This is a genomic window from Piscinibacter defluvii, assembly GCF_004011805.1.
Lineage (GTDB): Bacteria > Pseudomonadota > Gammaproteobacteria > Burkholderiales > Burkholderiaceae_C > Piscinibacter > Piscinibacter defluvii.
Genome location: NZ_RCHJ01000023.1, coordinates 12,179 through 28,218 on the forward strand (window position 1 = coordinate 12,179; position 16,040 = coordinate 28,218).

Here is a 16,040-nt window from a genome sequence, read left to right on the forward strand (position 1 = left end):
AACGAGAGAGACAAGGACGATGGCCAGCTTCGCATTCGTGTTCCCGGGCCAGGGCTCGCAGACCGTCGGCATGCTCGACGCCTGGGGCGACCATGCGGCCGTGAAGCAGACGCTCGCCGAGGCCTCCGAGGCGCTGCGCGAGGACATCGGCGCGCTGATCCATGCCGGCCCGAAGGAGCAGCTTGACCTGACCACCAACACCCAGCCGGTGATGCTGACCGCGGCGATCGCCTGCTACCGCGCCTGGATCGCCGAGACGGGGCTGGCCCCGGCGGTGCTGGCCGGTCACTCGCTGGGCGAGTACAGCGCACTGGTCGCGGCCGGGTCGCTCACGCTGGCCCAGGCGCTGCCGCTGGTGCGCCTGCGCGCCCAGGCGATGCAGGACGCCGTGCCGGTGGGGGCCGGCGCGATGGCCGCGATCCTCGGCCTGGACGCGGACGTGGTGCGCGACACCTGCGCCGAGGTGGCCGCCCAGGTGGGCGAGGCGGTGGCCGCCGCCAACTACAACGACCCGAAGCAGACCGTCATCGCCGGCACCAAGGCCGCGGTCGACAAGGCCTGCGAGGCCCTCAAGGCGCGCGGCGCCAAGCGGGCGCTGCCGCTGGCGGTGTCGGCGCCGTTCCACTCCAGCCTGATGAAGCCGGCCGCCGAGCGGCTGAAGCTGGCACTGGCCGAGGTGGCGCTGGCCGCACCGACGATTCCGGTGATCAACAACATCGACGTCGCCGTGCTGAGCGATCCGGCCGCCATCAAGGAGGCGCTGTACCGCCAGGCCTTCGGCCCGGTGCGCTGGGTCGAGATCGTGCAGGCGATGCGTGCCCGCGGCATCACGCACCTGTTCGAGTGCGGTCCGGGCAAGGTGCTGGCCGGGCTGGCCAAGCGCATCGACGCGGAGCTGGTGGTCGGCAACGTGCTCGACCCGGCCACGCTCGCCGACGCGAAGGGGGTGCTGGCATGAGCGCGCCTGGCCGATCCCAAGCGCGAATCCCGGATCGCATTGCGCGGAGGGCAGTCCTGTGAGCGACCACGTGACGATGAATGGCCAGGTGGCCCTGGTCACCGGCGCTTCGCGCGGCATCGGCCGGGCCATCGCGCTGGCACTGGCCGAACGTGGCATGCAGGTGGTGGGCACGGCCACCAGCGACGCCGGCGCGCAGGCCATCTCCGAGGCGCTGGCCGGCCATGCCGGTTGCCGCGGGCTGGTGCTGAACGTCACCGACGGCGCGGCGCTCGACGCCGCGATCGACGGCATCGTCAAGGCGCAGGGCGGGCTGCACGTGCTGGTCAACAACGCCGGCATCACGCGCGACATGCTGTCGATGCGCCTGAAGGACGAGGACTGGGACGCGGTCATCGACACCAACCTGAAGGCGGTGTTCCGCGCCTGCCGCGCCGCCACGCGGCCGATGATGAAGCAGCGCTATGGCCGCATCGTCAACATCACGTCGGTGGTGGGCGCGAGCGGCAACCCGGGCCAGGCCAACTACGCTGCCGCCAAGGCCGGCGTGGCCGGCATGACACGCTCGCTGGCGCGTGAGCTCGGCAGCCGCGGCGTGACGGTCAACTGCGTCGCGCCGGGCTTCATCGACACCGACATGACCAAGTCGCTGCCCGAGGCGCAGACCGCCGCGCTGCTGGCGCAGATCCCGCTCGGCCGGCTCGGCCACGCCAGCGAGATCGCGCACGCCGTGGCCTTCCTCGCCTCGCCGCAGGCCGGCTACATCACCGGCACCGAACTGCACGTCAACGGCGGCATGTTCATGTGCTGATGCGCCCGGCGCCGGCCCCGCGGGGGCGCGACGCCAACCCTTAGAATCCCGCCCTGTTTCCGTAAACACTCCCGGAGGAGTCATGAGCGACATCGAAGCCCGAGTCAAGAAGATCATCGCCGAACAGTTGGGTGTTCCCGAAGCCGACGTCGCCAACGAGAAGGCCTTCGTCGCCGACCTGGGCGCCGACTCGCTGGACACGGTCGAGCTGGTGATGGCGCTCGAGGATGAGTTCGGCATCGAGATCCCGGACGAGGAAGCCGAGAAGATCACCACGGTGCAGCTCGCGATCGACTACGCGATGAAGCACCAGAAGGCCGCCTGAGGCTGCCGCACTTGCCGTCGTTCGTCTGCGCATGAGCCGCCGTCGCGTCGTCATCACCGGCCTGGGCCTCGTCAGCCCGGTGGGCAACTCGGTCGCCGAAGGCTGGGGCAATCTGGTCGCCGGCCGCTCCGGCATCGCCACCGTGACGCGCTTCGACGCGTCCGCCTTCGCCTGCCGCTTCGCCGGCGAGGTCAAGGGCTTCCGGATCGAGGACTACATCCCGGCCAAGGAAGCGCGCCACATGGACACCTTCATCCACTACGGGATGGCGGCGTCGATCCAGGCGGTGCGCGACGCGGGCCTGCCCACCAACGACGCGCTGAACGAGGAGCAGGCCGAACGCATCGGCTGCCTCGTGGGCTCGGGCATCGGCGGGCTGCCGATGATCGAGCAGACCGATGGCGACTACCGCGAGCGCGGTCCGCGCCGCATCTCGCCGTTCTTCGTGCCGGCCTCGATCATCAACATGATCTCCGGCCATGTGTCGATCCACTTCGGCTTCCAGGGGCCGAACCTGGCCATCGTCACCGCCTGCACCACCGGGCTGCACTGCATCGGCGAGGCCGGCCGGCTGATCGAGTATGGCGATGCCGACGTGATGGTGGCCGGCGGCGCCGAAGCCACCGTCTCGCCGCTGGGCATCGGCGGCTTCGCGGCAGCGCGGGCGCTGTCGACCCGCAACGACGACCCCGCCACCGCCTCGCGCCCCTGGGACAAGGACCGCGACGGCTTCGTTCTCGGCGAGGGCGCCGGCGTGCTGGTGCTCGAGGAGTACGAACACGCGAAACGGCGCGGCGCGAAGATCTACGCCGAGCTCGCCGGATTCGGCATGGGCGCGGACGCGTACCACATGACCGCGCCGAACGTCGACGGCCCGAAGCGCTCGATGCGCGCGGCGCTGCGCAACGCGGGCATCAACGCCGACCAGGTGCAGTACCTGAACGCGCACGGCACGTCGACGCCGCTGGGCGACGTCAACGAGAGCAACGCGATCAAGCTGGCGTTCGGCGACGCGGCGAGGAAGATCGTTGTCAACTCGACCAAGTCGATGACCGGCCACCTGCTCGGCGGCGCCGGCGGCATCGAATCGGTCTTCACGGTGCTGGCGCTGCATCACCAGGTCTCGCCGCCGACGATCAACATCTTCAACCAGGATCCCGAGTGCGACCTGGACTACTGCGCCAACACCGCGCGCGAGATGAAGATCGAGTACGCCGTCAAGAACAACTTCGGCTTCGGCGGCACCAACGGCACCCTGGTCTTCAAGCGCGCCTGAACCGGCCGCGGCACGCGCCGTGAGCACCGGCTGGCCGGCCCTGACGGTGGAACTGCCGCCCTCGCGTGCCTGGCGTGCGGGCATCGACCTGCTGGCGGTGCTGGCCTGTCTTGCCCTGGCGGCCTGGTGGTGGCTCGGCGCCGGTGAACTGACGATCGGTTGGCGCCTGGCCGGCGCCGTGCTCGGCACGGCAGCCATCGTGGCGGCCTGGGGGCTGCGCGCGGCCGCCGGGGCCAGGCTGCGCTGGGACGGCCGGGCCTGGTGGCTGGCACGCCGCGACAGGCCGCCGATCGAGGGTCGCCTGGTGGTGGCCCTGGACCTCGGGGCCTGGATGCTGCTGCGCTTCGACGCCGAGGCGCCGTCCGCCCGGCACTGGATACCGGCCGGGCGCGCGGATCTGGCCGGCCAATGGCATGACTTTCGCTGTGCGGTATATTCCGCGCGTCCTGCGCCCGGAGGGTCCTCCGCGGCGGCCTCCCCCGCTCCCGACGAATGAACGCCGCAGACGCCGACGCTCCGCTGATCGAACGCGTCAAGCAAGGGGACATCCGGGCCTTCGAGATGCTCGTGGTGAAGTACCAGCGCCGCATCGAGCGCCTGATCGGCCGCATGGTGCGCGACGTCGACCTCGTGCCCGACATCGCGCAGGAGACCTTCATCCGCGCCTACCGCGCGATCCCGCAGTTCCGCGGCGAGAGCGCCTTCTACACCTGGCTCTACCGCATTGCGGTGAATACCGCGAAAAAATCCCTCGTCGAGCTCAAGCGCGACCCCGTGATCACGGAGGCGGCCCTCGCGGCGCGCGAGGAGGACGACGAAACTTCACGGGTGGAAAACGAACTAAGCGACGGCGAAACCCCCGACGCCGTGCTTGCCAGCAAGGAGATCGCCGCGGCCGTGAACGCCGCGATCGAGGCGCTTTCCGACGATCTTCGCCAGGCCATCACCCTGCGCGAGATCGAAGGGCTGAGCTACGAGGAGATCGCCGAGCTGATGAACTGCCCGATCGGCACCGTGCGCTCGCGGATCTTCCGCGCGCGCGAGGCGATCGCGGCGCGGTTGCGGCCCCTGCTGGACACGCGTGAAGGCGAGCGCTGGTAGGCGGCGGGGGGCCCGGGGTGATGACGATGGAGCAGCAGATGTCCAGGGAACAGGCGGTCGATCCGAAGGCGGCAGAAGTGCTGTCCGCGCTGATGGACGGCGAGGTGCGCGACGCCGCAGAGGTGGCGCGCGCGTGCCGGGCGTGGCGCGACGAGACGCAACTTCGCGAGTCCTGGCACCGCTACCACCTGATCGGCGACGTGCTGCGCTCGGACGATCTGGCGTCGGTTGCCGGTCGCGATGCGGCGTTCCTGGCCCGCTTGCGCGGCCGGCTCGAGGCCGAACCCGTGGTGTTGGCTCCGACGCCGCGGGCGACCGTCACGCGGGTGCGCCGCTGGCGCTGGGCGGGCCCGGCGGCGGTGGCGGCCGGGTTCGTGGCGGTGGCCGGTGTGCTGGTGGTGACCCGCGCACCGGAACCGCTGGCCCCGCAGAAGGTGGCCGAAGGCGGCGCGGAAGTGCGGGCCGTCGCCGACACGGCGGCGAAGCCGGTGGCGGTGCCGGTCGTGCCGGCGGAGCCCGAGGAGATCGTCGCCAACGGCAAGATGATCCGCGACGCGCGGATCGACCGCTACCTCGAGGCGCATCACCAGTTCGGCAACTCGACCATGCTGGGCGGCTCGCCGCTGGTGCGGCGTGCGGCCGTGGATTCGGTGCAGCGCTGAGCGCAGGTCGGTCGCTCGCTTCCCATGCGGATCCACCCCTTCTTCGCGCTGACCCTGCTCGGCGCCTTCTGCGGTTTTGTGTCCGCCGCGCCGGCGCCGGCGGCGAGTGCGGCGTCCGACGCGTCACAGCCCGTGCGCAGCTGGCTGCTGCGCATCCACGAGGCGGCGGGCAAGCGCAATTTCCAGGGCACCTTCGTCGTCAGCGGCGGCGGTGCGGTGTCGAGCGCGCGCATTGCGCACTTCTACGTGGCCGGGCAGCAGTACGAGCGCATCGAGTCGCTCGACGGCCAGGCGCGGCACGTGTTCCGCCACAACGACCTGGTGCAGACGGTGTGGCCCTCGAGCCGCGTCGTGGTCGTCGAGCAGACCCAGCTGCCGCGCGCCTTTCCCGCGGTGCTGCAGACCGGCGACGACCGCCTCTCCGAGTTCTACGCGCTGCATCCGGAGGGGGGCGGGCGTGTCGCCGGCCACGACGCCGACGTGCTGCGGGTGCAGCCGCGCGACCATCGCCGCTTCGGATACCGGCTGTGGGCCGACCGCAGCACCGGGCTGCTGCTGCGGGCCGACGTGCTGAACGACAAGGACGAGGTGCTCGAGAGCTCGGCCTTCTCGGACGTGACGATCAACGTCCGGCCGCAGCCCGACAGTGTGCTGCAGGCGATGCGACGTCTCGACGGCTACCGCGTGCTGCGCCCCTCGTTGCAGCCGATCCGCCTGGAGGACGAGGGCTGGATGCTGCGCGAGGCCACGCCCGGTTTCCGGCTGATCAGCGGCGTCAAGCGCCCGATCGGCGCTGCCGCCGGCGGCGAGGGTGACCCTCCCGGGCCGTCCGTGCTGCAGGCGGTCTACTCCGATGGCCTCACCCATGTGTCGTTGTTCATCGAGCCCTACGACCCGAAGCGCCACACCAAGGACATGCGGGCCACGCTCGGCGCAACGCAGACGCTGATGCGGCGCCACGGCGAGTGGTGGGTGACGCTGGTCGGTGACGTGCCGCTGGCCACCTTGAAGGAATTTGCCAAGGGCCTCGAACGTCGTCCCTGACGCCTCGGCCCAGGCCCCGTTTTCACTCGTTCCACGCTTGACCATGACCCTCAAGACGACCGATCTCCTCGTCGCGCCGGCGCTGCGCCGCCGGTTCTGGCTGGCTGCCCTGGCGCTGGGCGTCGCGCTGGTGGCGGCTTTGCCGGCGGCGCCCGTGCACGCACAGCCGCAGGTGACCTTGCCCGACTTCGCCGACCTGGCCGAACGGGTGGGCCCGTCCGTCGTCAACATCCGCACCCTGGAGCGCTCGCGCGGCGCCCGCGGCGTGCCCGAGATGGACGAGGACATGCTCGAGTTCTTCCGCCGGTTCGGGTTGCCGATCCCGAACCAGCCCGGGCCGCGCGGACAACGTCCAGCGCCCGATGGCGGCGAGCCGCAGCAGCGCGGTGTCGGCTCCGGCTTCATCCTCAGCGCCGACGGCTACGTGATGACCAATGCGCACGTGGTCGACGGCGCCGACGAATTGATCGTGACCCTGCCCGACAAGCGCGAGTTCAAGGCGCGCCTGATCGGCACCGACAGGCGCTCCGACGTGGCGCTGGTGAAGATCGAGGCCAGCGGGCTGCCGACCGTGAAGATCGGCGACGTGAACAAGCTGCGCGTGGGCGAGTGGGTGATCGCGATCGGCTCGCCCTTCGGCCTGGAGAACACGGTGACGGCCGGCATCGTCAGCGCCAAGGCGCGCGACACCGGCGAATTCCTGCCGCTGATCCAGACCGACGTGGCCATCAACCCCGGCAACTCCGGCGGCCCGCTGCTGAACCTGCGCGGCGAGGTGGTCGGCATCAACTCGCAGATCTACAGCCGCTCGGGCGGCTACATGGGCATCTCGTTCGCGATCCCGATCGACGAGGCGACGCGCGTGGCCGATCAGTTGCGCACCAGCGGCCGGGTGAGCCGCGGCCGCATCGGCGTCAGCATCGACCAGGTGACCAAGGACGTGGCCGAGTCGATCGGCCTGGGCAAGGCCGGCGGGGCGCTGGTGCGCAGCGTCGAGGCCGGCGGCCCGGCCGAGAAGGCCGGGGTCGAGCCGGGCGACATCATCACCAAGTTCGACGGCAAGGCGGTCGAGAAGTCGGGTGACCTGCCGCGCATCGTCGGCGGCGTGAAGCCGGGCAGCAAGGTGACGCTGCAGGTGTTCCGGCGCGGCAGCTACAAGGACCTGTCGGTGACGGTGGCCGAGGTCGAGCCTGACCAGAAGCGCGCGGCGGCCGAATCGGGCGGCGCGAGCAAGCCACAGGCCACCGTGGCGACACTGGGCATCGGGGTGTCGGACCTGGGCGAGGCGCAGAAGCGTGAACTCAAGATCAAGAACGGCGTGCGCGTGGACAGCGTCGACGGACCGGCCGCGCGCGCCGGCCTGCGCGAGGGCGACGTCATCCTCTCGATCGACAACGCCGAGGTCTCGAGTGCGAAGCAGTTCGAGGCGGTGGTCTCCAAGCTCGACAAGACCCGGGCCGTCACCGTGCTCGTGCGGCGCGGGGACACGGTCAACTTCCTGATCATCCGGCCGGCACGCTGACCCCGACACCCGAGTCCGGCGGCGGGTCTTTTTGCGATCCGGAACGCCGGATCGAAGGGGGCTGGTTCGGCGGCCAGCGCGCGTGAAAAGTTTGCGCCCGCTAACTTTTCACGAGGCGGGATTGGGGCCGGCAGGCGATAGAATTAAGGCCTGCGGGACACTGGTTGCGCCGGGCCCGATCAACAAAAAAAGGCGCCGGTAACTATCCCCAAGCGGTCCACAAGGGTTTGTGGATAAGGTGTTGATGGAATTGCCTGTTGGCACCCTGCAACGACGCGAAATCAAGCATTGGCGCGGTTTTCCGCGGGGGTCTTTTGGCTACAATGAAAGCCCAACAAGCAGTTGCCATACGTTTTGTTGGAAGGCGCGTCACTCTTTCGACGTGCCTTTTTTTTAGCTTCAGCACGGCGCTACGCGCCTTCACATCGCTGCGCGATGTGAGCTTGCGCAGCAACGGCATGGCCGTTGTGCCCACCGCGTGAGCTTCCAGTCACGGTGTCCATGGACCACATCCGCAACTTCTCCATCATTGCCCACATCGACCACGGCAAGAGCACGCTGGCCGACCGGCTGATCCAGCGCTGCGGCGGCCTGAGCGATCGCGAGATGGAGGCGCAGGTGCTCGACTCGATGGACATCGAACGCGAGCGCGGCATCACCATCAAGGCGCAGACCGCGGCGCTGCAGTACACCGCCCGCGACGGGAAGACCTACAACCTCAACCTGATCGACACGCCGGGCCACGTCGACTTCAGCTACGAGGTCAGCCGCTCGCTCTCGGCCTGCGAGGGCGCGCTGCTGGTGGTCGACGCGAGCCAGGGGGTCGAGGCCCAGACGGTGGCCAACTGCTACACCGCGATCGAGCTCGGCGTGGAGGTGGTGCCGGTGCTCAACAAGATGGACCTGCCGCAGTCGGACCCCGAACGCGCCAAGTCCGAGATCGAGGAGGTGATCGGCATCGACGCCACCGACGCCATCCCCGCCAGCGCCAAGACCGGCGAGGGGATCGACGAGATCCTCGAGGCGGTGATCCACCGCATTCCGGCGCCGCGCGGGGCGGCCGACGCGCCGCTGCGCGCGATGATCATCGACTCCTGGTTCGACAACTACGTCGGCGTCGTGATGCTGGTGCGGGTGGTCGACGGCTCGCTGACGAAGGGCGAGCGCATCCGCCTGATGGCCAGCGACGCGGTCTACGGCGTCGAGCAGCTCGGCGTGTTCACGCCCAAGTCGGTCGCGCGCGAGAGCCTCGCCGCCGGCGAGGTGGGCTTCGTGATCGCCGGCATCAAGGAACTGCAGGCGGCCAAGGTCGGCGACACCATCACGCTCGAGAAGAAGCTGCCGAACAACCGCGGCGTGGCCACCGAGCCGCTGCCGGGCTTCAAGGAGATCCAGCCGCAGGTCTTCGCCGGCCTGTACCCGACCGAGGCGAGCGAGTACGACCAGCTGCGCGACGCGCTCGAGAAGCTCAAGCTGAACGACTCCTCGCTGCGCTACGAGCCCGAGGTCAGCCAGGCGCTGGGCTTCGGCTTCCGCTGCGGCTTCCTCGGCCTGCTGCACATGGAGATCGTGCAGGAGCGGCTCGAGCGCGAGTTCGACCAGGACCTGATCACCACCGCGCCCTCGGTCGTCTACGAGGTCGAGCTCAACGACGGCACGGTGCTCAAGGTCGAGAACCCGTCGAAGATGCCGGACCAGGGCCGCATCCGGGAGATCCGCGAGCCCATCGTCACGGTGCAGCTGTACATGCCGCAGGACTACGTCGGTCCGGTGATGACGCTGGCCAACCAGAAGCGCGGCACGCAGGTCAACATGGCCTACCACGGCAAGCAGGTGCACCTGACCTACGAGCTGCCGCTGGCCGAGATCGTGCTCGACTTCTTCGACAAGCTGAAGAGCGTGTCGCGCGGCTACGCGTCGATGGACTACGCGTTCAAGGAGTACCGTGCGGCCGATGTCGTGAAGGTCGACATCCTGCTCAACGGCGACCGGGTCGACGCGCTGTCGATCATCGTGCACCGCAGCCAGAGCGTCTACCGCAGCCGCGCGGTGGTGACCAAGATGCGCGAGCTGATCTCGCGCCAGATGTACGACGTGGCGGTGCAGGCCGCCATCGGCGCCAACATCATTGCGCGTGAGACAATCAAGGCGCTGCGCAAGAACGTGCTCGCGAAGTGCTACGGCGGCGACATCACCCGCAAGCGCAAGCTCCTCGAAAAACAAAAGGCCGGCAAGAAGCGCATGAAGCAGATCGGCTCCGTCGAGGTGCCGCAGGAAGCGTTTCTGGCCATCCTGCAAGTGGACGACTGATGGGACTTCTGACGGGCGTTCTGTATGGCGCGCTGGCCGTCTACCTGGGCGGCTGGTACCTGGGCAAGTGGACCGGCAACTTCTCCCTGCTGCTGTTCATCCTCAGCGTCGTCACGCTGGTGTACTGGCTGGCCGAGCGCTTCCGCTTCGCGCCGGCTCGGCGGGCCGCCGCCGCCGAGCTCGAGCGCCAGGATGCCCAGCGCCGCGCCGAGCTGGCGCGCCAGGGCATCACGCGCGTCGACACCGACGTGGACAGCGCGCGCGAGAAGCTGCTCGCGCAGCCCTGGTGGCTGGACTGGACGGCCGGGCTGTTCCCGGTGATCCTGGCGGTGTTCCTGCTGCGCTCGTTCCTGTTCGAGCCGTTCAAGATCCCCTCCGGCTCGATGATCCCGACGCTGCTGGTGGGCGACCTGATCCTGGTGAACAAGTATCACTACGGCGTGCGCCTGCCGGTGATCAACAGGAAGGTCATCGCCAACCACGATCCGCAGCGCGGTGACGTGATCGTGTTCCGCTACCCCAAGGACACCAGCGTCGACTACATCAAGCGGGTCGTCGGCGTGCCGGGCGACGAGGTCTCCTGGCGCGACCAGAAGCTCTGGCTCAATGGGCAGGAGGTGCCGGTCGAGGCGCTGCCGCCGCCGGGCTACTACGACGAGGACTCGCTGCGCTACTTCCAGGTGTTCAAGGAGAAGCTCGGCACGATCGAGCACCGCATCCTGGTCAATCCGCAGGCACGGCGGCCGTTCGGCCCGGAAGAGGTCTACACCTTCCCTTTCCGCGAGAACTGTCGCTACAGTGCGGAAGCCGTCACGTGCAAGGTGCCCCCGGGGCACTACTTCATGATGGGCGACAACCGCGACAATTCCGAGGACTCGCGCTACTGGGGCTTCGTTCCGGACCAGAACATCGTCGGAAAGGCGTTTTTCGTCTGGATGAACTTCGGCAACCTCAGGCGCATCGGGTCGTTCAACTGAACGGGAGCATTGACGCATGACGAGGGAGCTTGCACGGGCGCGCCGCCAGCGCGGGGTCACCCTGTTCGGGTTGCTGTTCTGGGCCATCGTGATCGGCTTCGCGGCCCTGATCGCGATGCGGGTGCTGCCCACGCTGAACGAGTACTTCACGATCCAGCGGGCGGTCGAGAAGATCGCCAAGGAAGGCGGCACCACGGTGCCCGAGATCCGCGCCGCCTTCGAGAAGCAGAAGACGATCGAGTACTCGATCCAGTCGATCTCGGGCTCGGACCTCGAGGTCACGAAGGAAAACGAGAAGATCGTCGTCAGGTTCGCCTACAACAAGGAGATCGAACTGGCGGCGCCGGTCTACCTGCTGATCAAGTACGAGGGGCGCTCGAAGTAGCGTGAGGGGGGCATCCAACGAACCCCATGGACGAACGACTCGACGAACTCCAGGCCCGGCTCGGGCATCGCTTCCGCCAACCGGACCTGCTCGCGCGGGCCCTGACGCACCGCAGCTTCGGCGCCGACCACAACGAGCGCCTCGAATTCCTGGGCGACGCCGTGCTCAGCCTGGCGATCTCCAGCCTGCTGTTCGACCGATTCGCCGGCTCCGACGAGGGTGACCTGACCCGCGTGCGCGCCCACCTCGTGCGCGAGGAGAGCCTGCACCGCGTGGCGCTGCAGATGGGGCTGCCCGACGTGCTGCGCCTGTCCGAGGGCGAGGCGCGCGGCGGCGGTGCCCAGCGCGCCTCGATCCTGGCCGACGCGCTCGAGGCGCTGATCGGCGCGACCTTCCTGGACGGCGGCTTCGACGCCGCGAAGGACCTGGTGCAGCGCCTGTTCGGAGAGGTGATCGCCAGCACCGAGGTCGGCAACTGGGCCAAGGACGCCAAGACCGAACTGCAGGAATGGCTTCAGGCGCGCCGCCTGCCGGTGCCGAGCTACCGCATCGTCGCCACGCGCGGCCAGGCCCATGCACAGACCTTCGAGGTCGAGTGTGCCGTGCCGGCGCTCGGCCTGGCCGAGCCCGGCGAGGGCCGCTCGCGGCGCCAGGCCGAGCAAGATGCCGCCCGGCGCATGCTGGACGCACTGAAGGACAGCGACCGCCCCGGCGGCCCGCTGAGGTCGTGAGCGATTCGCCCGCCGGCAGCGCGGCACCGCACTGCGGACTGGTCGCCATCGTCGGCCGGCCCAACGTCGGCAAGTCGACGCTGCTGAACGCGCTGGTGGGCCAGAAGATCAGCATCACCTCGGCCAAGGCACAGACCACGCGGCATCGCATCACCGGCATCCGCACCGTGGGTGACGCGCAGTTCGTGTTCGTCGACACGCCGGGTTTCCAGACGCGCCACCAGGCCGCGCTGAACCGCACGCTGAACCGCACCGTGCGCGGCGTGCTGGCCGATGTCGACGTGGTGCTGTTCGTGGTCGAGGCCGGCCGCTTCGGGCTCGACGACGCCAAGGTGCTGGCGCTGATCCAGGAATCCGGCCGGCCCGGCCAGCCGGTGGTGCTGGTGGCCAACAAGCTCGACGCCGTGCAGCGCCGCGCCGAGCTGCTGCCCTGGCTCAAGGGCATGCAGGAGCGCCACGCGTTCGCCGAGTACGTGCCGCTGTCGGCGAAGAAGGGCGCCGATGTCGAACGCCTGCTGGAGATCGTGCGGCCCTACCTGCCGGCGCAGGCCTGGCTCCACGACGAGGACGCGCTGACCGACCGCAGCGAGCGTTTCCTGGCCAGCGAGATCATCCGCGAGAAGCTGTTCCGCCTGACCGGCGACGAACTGCCCTACACCTCGACCGTCGTGATCGACAAGTTCGAGGAGGAGGGCGAGCTGCGCCGCATCGCCGCCTCGATCGTGGTCGAGCGCGAGGCGCACAAGGGCATGGTGATCGGCGGCGGCGGCGAACGGCTCAAGCGCATCGGCTCGGAGGCGCGCCAGGAGCTCGAGACCCTGCTGGACGGCAAGGTGTTCCTCGAACTCTTCGTCAAGGTGCGCTCCGGCTGGGCCGCCGACGAGGAGCACCTGCGCAGCTACGGCTACGAGTGATGGCCGCCTCGCGCGCCGCGGCGCCGCAGCCGGCCTACGTGCTGCACCAGCACGACTGGAGCGAATCCAGCCTGATCCTGGACCTGTTCACGCGTGGCCAGGGCCGCGTGGTCGCCGCGGCCAAGGGCGCCAAGCGGCCCTACTCGCAGCTGCGCGCGGTGCTGCTGCCCTTCCAGCGCCTGAACGTGTCGCTCGGCAGGTTGCCCGAGGGCGCCGAGGTGCAGAACCTGCGTCATGCCGAATGGGCCGGCGGCATGGCGCTGCCGCAGGGCGCGGCGCTGTTCTCCGGCTTCTACCTCAACGAGCTGCTGATGCGCCTGCTGCCGCGCCACGACGCGCACCCGGTGCTGTTCGACGCCTATGCGCAGACCCTGCCCGCGCTGGCCGGCGATGAACCCTCCGTCGAGGCGGCGCTGCGCGCCTTCGAACTGGTGCTGCTGCGCGAGACCGGCTCGCTGCCCGACCTGCATCTGGCCACCCTGACGCAGCAGCCGCTGCGAGCGGACCGCCGCTACGCGCTGCGCGGCGAGGCCGGCGTGATCGAGTCGGCCGACGAGGTGGCGCTGGAGGCCGCCGCGCTGGTCGGCCTGCAGGCGGCGCTCGAACACGGCAGCCTGGCGGCGCTGCAGCAGGCCTGCACCGGCACGCTGCCGGCGCTCAAGCAGCAGCTGCGCGCGCTGCTTCACTATCATCTCGGCTCCCCGGCCCTGCGCACGCGGCAGGTCATGCGCGACCTGCAGCAGCTCCCATGAATCCCCTCGTCACCACCGGACTCGAGGCCCACCGCGGCACGACCGCGCTGTCGGTCAACCTGAACAAGGTCGCGCTGCTGCGCAACACCCGCAGCATCGGCATCCCGAGCGTCACGCGCGCCGCGACGATCGCGCTGGAGGCCGGTGCGCACGGCATCACCGTGCACCCGCGGCCGGACCAGCGCCACATCCGGGCGCACGACGTGGTCGAGCTGGCCGAGCTGCTGCAGGCCTGGCCGGGGCGCGAGTACAACATCGAGGGCAACCCGTTCCACAACCTGATGGACGAGGTGCGCGGCCTGGTGCGGCGCGGCCTGCCGGTGCACCAGGTGACCTTCGTGCCCGACAGCGTCGAGCAGTCCACCTCCGACCACGGCTGGCGTTTCCCCGACGACGCGCAGCGCCTCGCGCCGCTGGTGGCCGAGGCGCTCGGCCTGGGCCTGCGCGTCAGCCTGTTCATGGATCCGGTGCCGGCGCAGATGGCGGCGGCGCGTGCGCTCGGCGCCCAGCGCGTCGAGCTCTACACCGAGCACTACGCCAGCACGCACGGCACGCCCGAGGGCGGCGCGGTGCTGGGCGGCTATGTCGCCGCCGCGCAGGCGGCACTGGCGGCGGGACTGGAACTGAACGCCGGCCACGACCTGAATCGCGCCAACCTGACCGACTTCCTGCGTGCCGTGCCCGGCGTGCTCGAGGTGTCGATCGGCCATGCACTGATCGCCGACGCGCTCGAGCTCGGCCTGGCCGAGACGGTGCGCGACTACCTGCGCTGCATCCACGCGGCCGGCGCTCCCACATGATCTTCGGCATCGGCATCGACCTGTGCGACCTGCGCCGTCTGCGCCAGACCTGGGCGAGGCGCGGCGAGCGATTCGCGCAGCGGGTGCTCGGACCGGGCGAGATCGAGGTGTTCCGCCACCGCTTCGCGCGCTCCGAGTCGCGTGGCATCGCCTACCTCGGCAGCCGTTTCTCCGCCAAGGAAGCCTTCTCCAAGGCCATCGGCATGGGCATGCGCATGCCGATGACCTGGCGTGCCTGCGAGGTGCTGAACGCGCCGAGCGGCAAGCCCGAGATCCGCCTGCACGGCGACCTCGCGGCCTGGTTCGAGGCGCGCGGCCTGGCCGCGTGTGTCAGCGTCACCGACGAGGTCGACTACGCCGCGGCCTACGTCGTCGTCGAAACGAAAGCATCCGCATGAGCGCCATCCACGCCCCGGTGATCCTGGACATCGCCGGCACCGAACTCAGCGCCGACGACCGGCGCCGCCTGCAGCACCCGCTGACCGGCGGGCTGATCCTGTTCGCACGCAACTGGCTGGACCGGCGCCGCCTGCTCGAGCTGAGCGCGCAGATCAAGGACCTGCGCGCCGACCTGCCGATCTGCGTCGACCACGAGGGCGGCCGGGTGCAGCGCTTCCGTACCGACGGCTTCACGCACGTGGCGCCGATGCGCACGCTCGGCGAGCTGTGGATGAAGGACCCGCTCGTCGCCACCGACGCCGCCACGGCCGCCGGCGTCGTGCTCGGCAGCGAACTGCGCGCCTGCGGCGTGGACCTGACCTTCGCCCCCGTGCTCGACCTCGACTTCGGCCGCAGCGGCGTGATCGGCGACCGGGCCTTCCACCGCGACCCGCGCGTCGCCACGCTGCTGGCCAAGAGCCTGATGCACGGCCTGCTTCAGGCCGGCATGGCCAACTGCGGCAAACACTTCCCCGGGCACGGTTTCGTCGCCGCCGACAGCCACCACGAGATCCCGGTCGACCGGCGCTCGCTCAAGGCGATCCTGGCCGACGATGCGCGTCCCTACGAATGGCTGTCGACCAGCCTGGCCGGCGTGATGCCGGCCCACGTGGTCTACCCCAAGGTCGACGATCGGCCGGCCGGCTTCTCGCCGCGCTGGCTGAAGGAGATCCTGCGCCAGCAGCTCGGCTTCACGGGTGCGATCTTCAGCGACGACCTGAGCATGGCCGGCGCACGCCGCATCGGCGGCGTCGAGGTGAGCTACGTGGACGCCGCGACGGCGGCCCTGACGGCCGGCTGCGACCTGGTGCTGCTGTGCAACCAGTCGCTGGACGGCGGCGCCGCGGTCGACCAGCTGCTCGACGGCCTGCTCGAGGCCCAGCAGCGGGGCCGCTGGCAGGCCGATCCGGACAGCGAGGCGCGGCGTCTGCGCCTGCTGCCCGCGAGCGCGCCGCTCGACTGGGACACGCTGATGCACGACCCGGTCTACCAGCGCGCGCTGGAACGCCTGCCCTGACCGCTGCGCGGCCGGG

18 protein-coding genes are annotated in these 16,040 nt (G+C 69.9%); all 18 read left to right on the forward strand.

Annotated features, from left to right (window positions below):
• The first annotated feature begins 19 nt into the window (after positions 1–19).
• The 18 genes from fabD to nagZ all read left to right on the forward strand — a co-directional run bounded on the left by fabD (position 20) and on the right by nagZ (position 16,024).
• Positions 20–958, forward strand: a complete 939-nt coding sequence (fabD, locus tag D9C15_RS27095; protein WP_128002018.1) for an ACP S-malonyltransferase — start codon at positions 20–22, stop codon at positions 956–958.
• A gap of 76 nt (positions 959–1,034) precedes the next feature.
• Positions 1,035–1,769 carry a 3-oxoacyl-ACP reductase FabG gene (gene fabG, locus D9C15_RS27100; protein WP_128002181.1) on the forward strand — a complete coding sequence of 245 codons (735 nt, stop codon included), beginning with the start codon at positions 1,035–1,037 and terminating at the stop codon, positions 1,767–1,769.
• 82 nt (positions 1,770–1,851) lie between these two features.
• A complete protein-coding gene (acpP, locus tag D9C15_RS27105; protein ID WP_112190630.1) occupies positions 1,852–2,094 on the forward strand; it encodes an acyl carrier protein in 243 nt (80 codons plus the stop codon).
• 31 nt (positions 2,095–2,125) lie between these two features.
• Positions 2,126–3,370 carry a beta-ketoacyl-ACP synthase II gene (gene fabF / locus D9C15_RS27110; protein WP_128002020.1) on the forward strand — a complete coding sequence of 415 codons (1,245 nt, stop codon included), beginning with the start codon at positions 2,126–2,128 and terminating at the stop codon, positions 3,368–3,370.
• Between the two features lie 19 nt (positions 3,371–3,389).
• Positions 3,390–3,866, forward strand: coding sequence for a hypothetical protein (locus D9C15_RS27115; protein WP_128002022.1), 477 nt, complete (start codon positions 3,390–3,392; stop codon positions 3,864–3,866).
• Positions 3,863–4,471, forward strand: coding sequence for an RNA polymerase sigma factor RpoE (gene rpoE, locus D9C15_RS27120; protein ID WP_128002024.1), 609 nt, complete (start codon positions 3,863–3,865; stop codon positions 4,469–4,471). The genes D9C15_RS27115 and rpoE overlap by 4 nt, the downstream gene beginning before the upstream one ends.
• Positions 4,472–4,497: 26 nt before the next feature.
• Positions 4,498–5,133 carry a sigma-E factor negative regulatory protein gene (locus D9C15_RS27125; protein WP_164886874.1) on the forward strand — a complete coding sequence of 212 codons (636 nt, stop codon included), beginning with the start codon at positions 4,498–4,500 and terminating at the stop codon, positions 5,131–5,133.
• A 24-nt stretch (positions 5,134–5,157) separates the two neighbouring features.
• Entirely contained in the window at positions 5,158–6,177 is a 1,020-nt protein-coding gene (locus D9C15_RS27130) for a MucB/RseB family sigma factor regulatory protein (protein WP_128002028.1), read from the forward strand.
• 43 nt (positions 6,178–6,220) lie between these two features.
• Positions 6,221–7,699 (forward strand): DegQ family serine endoprotease, encoded by a 1,479-nt coding sequence (locus D9C15_RS27135; RefSeq protein ID WP_128002030.1) that lies wholly within the window; start codon positions 6,221–6,223, stop codon positions 7,697–7,699.
• Positions 7,700–8,200: 501 nt separating this feature from the next.
• Positions 8,201–10,009, forward strand: coding sequence for a translation elongation factor 4 (gene lepA, locus D9C15_RS27140; RefSeq protein WP_128002032.1), 1,809 nt, complete (start codon positions 8,201–8,203; stop codon positions 10,007–10,009).
• Positions 10,009–10,986 carry a signal peptidase I gene (gene lepB, locus D9C15_RS27145; RefSeq protein WP_128002034.1) on the forward strand — a complete coding sequence of 326 codons (978 nt, stop codon included), beginning with the start codon at positions 10,009–10,011 and terminating at the stop codon, positions 10,984–10,986. Before lepA ends, lepB begins: the two co-directional genes overlap by 1 nt.
• Before the next feature lie 16 nt (positions 10,987–11,002).
• Entirely contained in the window at positions 11,003–11,371 is a 369-nt protein-coding gene (locus tag D9C15_RS27150) for a DUF4845 domain-containing protein (protein ID WP_128002036.1), read from the forward strand.
• A 26-nt stretch (positions 11,372–11,397) separates the two neighbouring features.
• On the forward strand, positions 11,398–12,102 hold the full coding sequence (rnc, locus tag D9C15_RS27155; protein ID WP_128002038.1) for a ribonuclease III: 705 nt from the start codon (positions 11,398–11,400) through the stop codon (positions 12,100–12,102).
• Positions 12,099–13,016: a GTPase Era gene (gene era, locus D9C15_RS27160; protein WP_128002040.1), complete on the forward strand. Its 918-nt coding sequence runs from the start codon at positions 12,099–12,101 to the stop codon at positions 13,014–13,016. The genes rnc and era overlap by 4 nt, the downstream gene beginning before the upstream one ends.
• Positions 13,016–13,768: a DNA repair protein RecO gene (gene recO, locus D9C15_RS27165; protein WP_128002042.1), complete on the forward strand. Its 753-nt coding sequence runs from the start codon at positions 13,016–13,018 to the stop codon at positions 13,766–13,768. The genes era and recO overlap by 1 nt, the downstream gene beginning before the upstream one ends.
• On the forward strand, positions 13,765–14,568 hold the full coding sequence (locus tag D9C15_RS27170; RefSeq protein ID WP_128002043.1) for a pyridoxine 5'-phosphate synthase: 804 nt from the start codon (positions 13,765–13,767) through the stop codon (positions 14,566–14,568). Before recO ends, D9C15_RS27170 begins: the two co-directional genes overlap by 4 nt.
• The gene (gene acpS, locus D9C15_RS27175; RefSeq protein WP_128002045.1) at positions 14,565–14,966 is read left to right on the forward strand and encodes a holo-ACP synthase; all 402 of its coding nucleotides are present in this window, start codon (positions 14,565–14,567) and stop codon (positions 14,964–14,966) included. Before D9C15_RS27170 ends, acpS begins: the two co-directional genes overlap by 4 nt.
• Positions 14,963–16,024: a beta-N-acetylhexosaminidase gene (gene nagZ / locus D9C15_RS27180; protein WP_128002047.1), complete on the forward strand. Its 1,062-nt coding sequence runs from the start codon at positions 14,963–14,965 to the stop codon at positions 16,022–16,024. Before acpS ends, nagZ begins: the two co-directional genes overlap by 4 nt.
• Positions 16,025–16,040 lie beyond the last annotated feature (16 nt).

Bases quoted from the DNA above. Each gene is read 5' to 3' on its own strand.
- D9C15_RS27150 (WP_128002036.1), top strand. From the start codon at position 11,003: ATGACGAGGGAGCTTGCACGGGCGCGCCGCCAGCGCGGGGTCACCCTG.
- lepB (WP_128002034.1), top strand. From the start codon at position 10,009: ATGGGACTTCTGACGGGCGTTCTGTATGGCGCGCTGGCCGTCTACCTG.
- acpP (WP_112190630.1), top strand. From the start codon at position 1,852: ATGAGCGACATCGAAGCCCGAGTCAAGAAGATCATCGCCGAACAGTTG.
- rnc (WP_128002038.1), top strand. From the start codon at position 11,398: ATGGACGAACGACTCGACGAACTCCAGGCCCGGCTCGGGCATCGCTTC.
- fabG (WP_128002181.1), top strand. From the start codon at position 1,035: ATGAATGGCCAGGTGGCCCTGGTCACCGGCGCTTCGCGCGGCATCGGC.
- D9C15_RS27130 (WP_128002028.1), top strand. From the start codon at position 5,158: ATGCGGATCCACCCCTTCTTCGCGCTGACCCTGCTCGGCGCCTTCTGC.
- recO (WP_128002042.1), top strand. From the start codon at position 13,016: ATGGCCGCCTCGCGCGCCGCGGCGCCGCAGCCGGCCTACGTGCTGCAC.
- D9C15_RS27125 (WP_164886874.1), top strand. From the start codon at position 4,498: ATGGAGCAGCAGATGTCCAGGGAACAGGCGGTCGATCCGAAGGCGGCA.
- fabF (WP_128002020.1), top strand. From the start codon at position 2,126: ATGAGCCGCCGTCGCGTCGTCATCACCGGCCTGGGCCTCGTCAGCCCG.
- lepA (WP_128002032.1), top strand. From the start codon at position 8,201: ATGGACCACATCCGCAACTTCTCCATCATTGCCCACATCGACCACGGC.
- rpoE (WP_128002024.1), top strand. From the start codon at position 3,863: ATGAACGCCGCAGACGCCGACGCTCCGCTGATCGAACGCGTCAAGCAA.
- D9C15_RS27170 (WP_128002043.1), top strand. From the start codon at position 13,765: ATGAATCCCCTCGTCACCACCGGACTCGAGGCCCACCGCGGCACGACC.
- nagZ (WP_128002047.1), top strand. From the start codon at position 14,963: ATGAGCGCCATCCACGCCCCGGTGATCCTGGACATCGCCGGCACCGAA.
- acpS (WP_128002045.1), top strand. From the start codon at position 14,565: ATGATCTTCGGCATCGGCATCGACCTGTGCGACCTGCGCCGTCTGCGC.
- D9C15_RS27135 (WP_128002030.1), top strand. From the start codon at position 6,221: ATGACCCTCAAGACGACCGATCTCCTCGTCGCGCCGGCGCTGCGCCGC.
- fabD (WP_128002018.1), top strand. From the start codon at position 20: ATGGCCAGCTTCGCATTCGTGTTCCCGGGCCAGGGCTCGCAGACCGTC.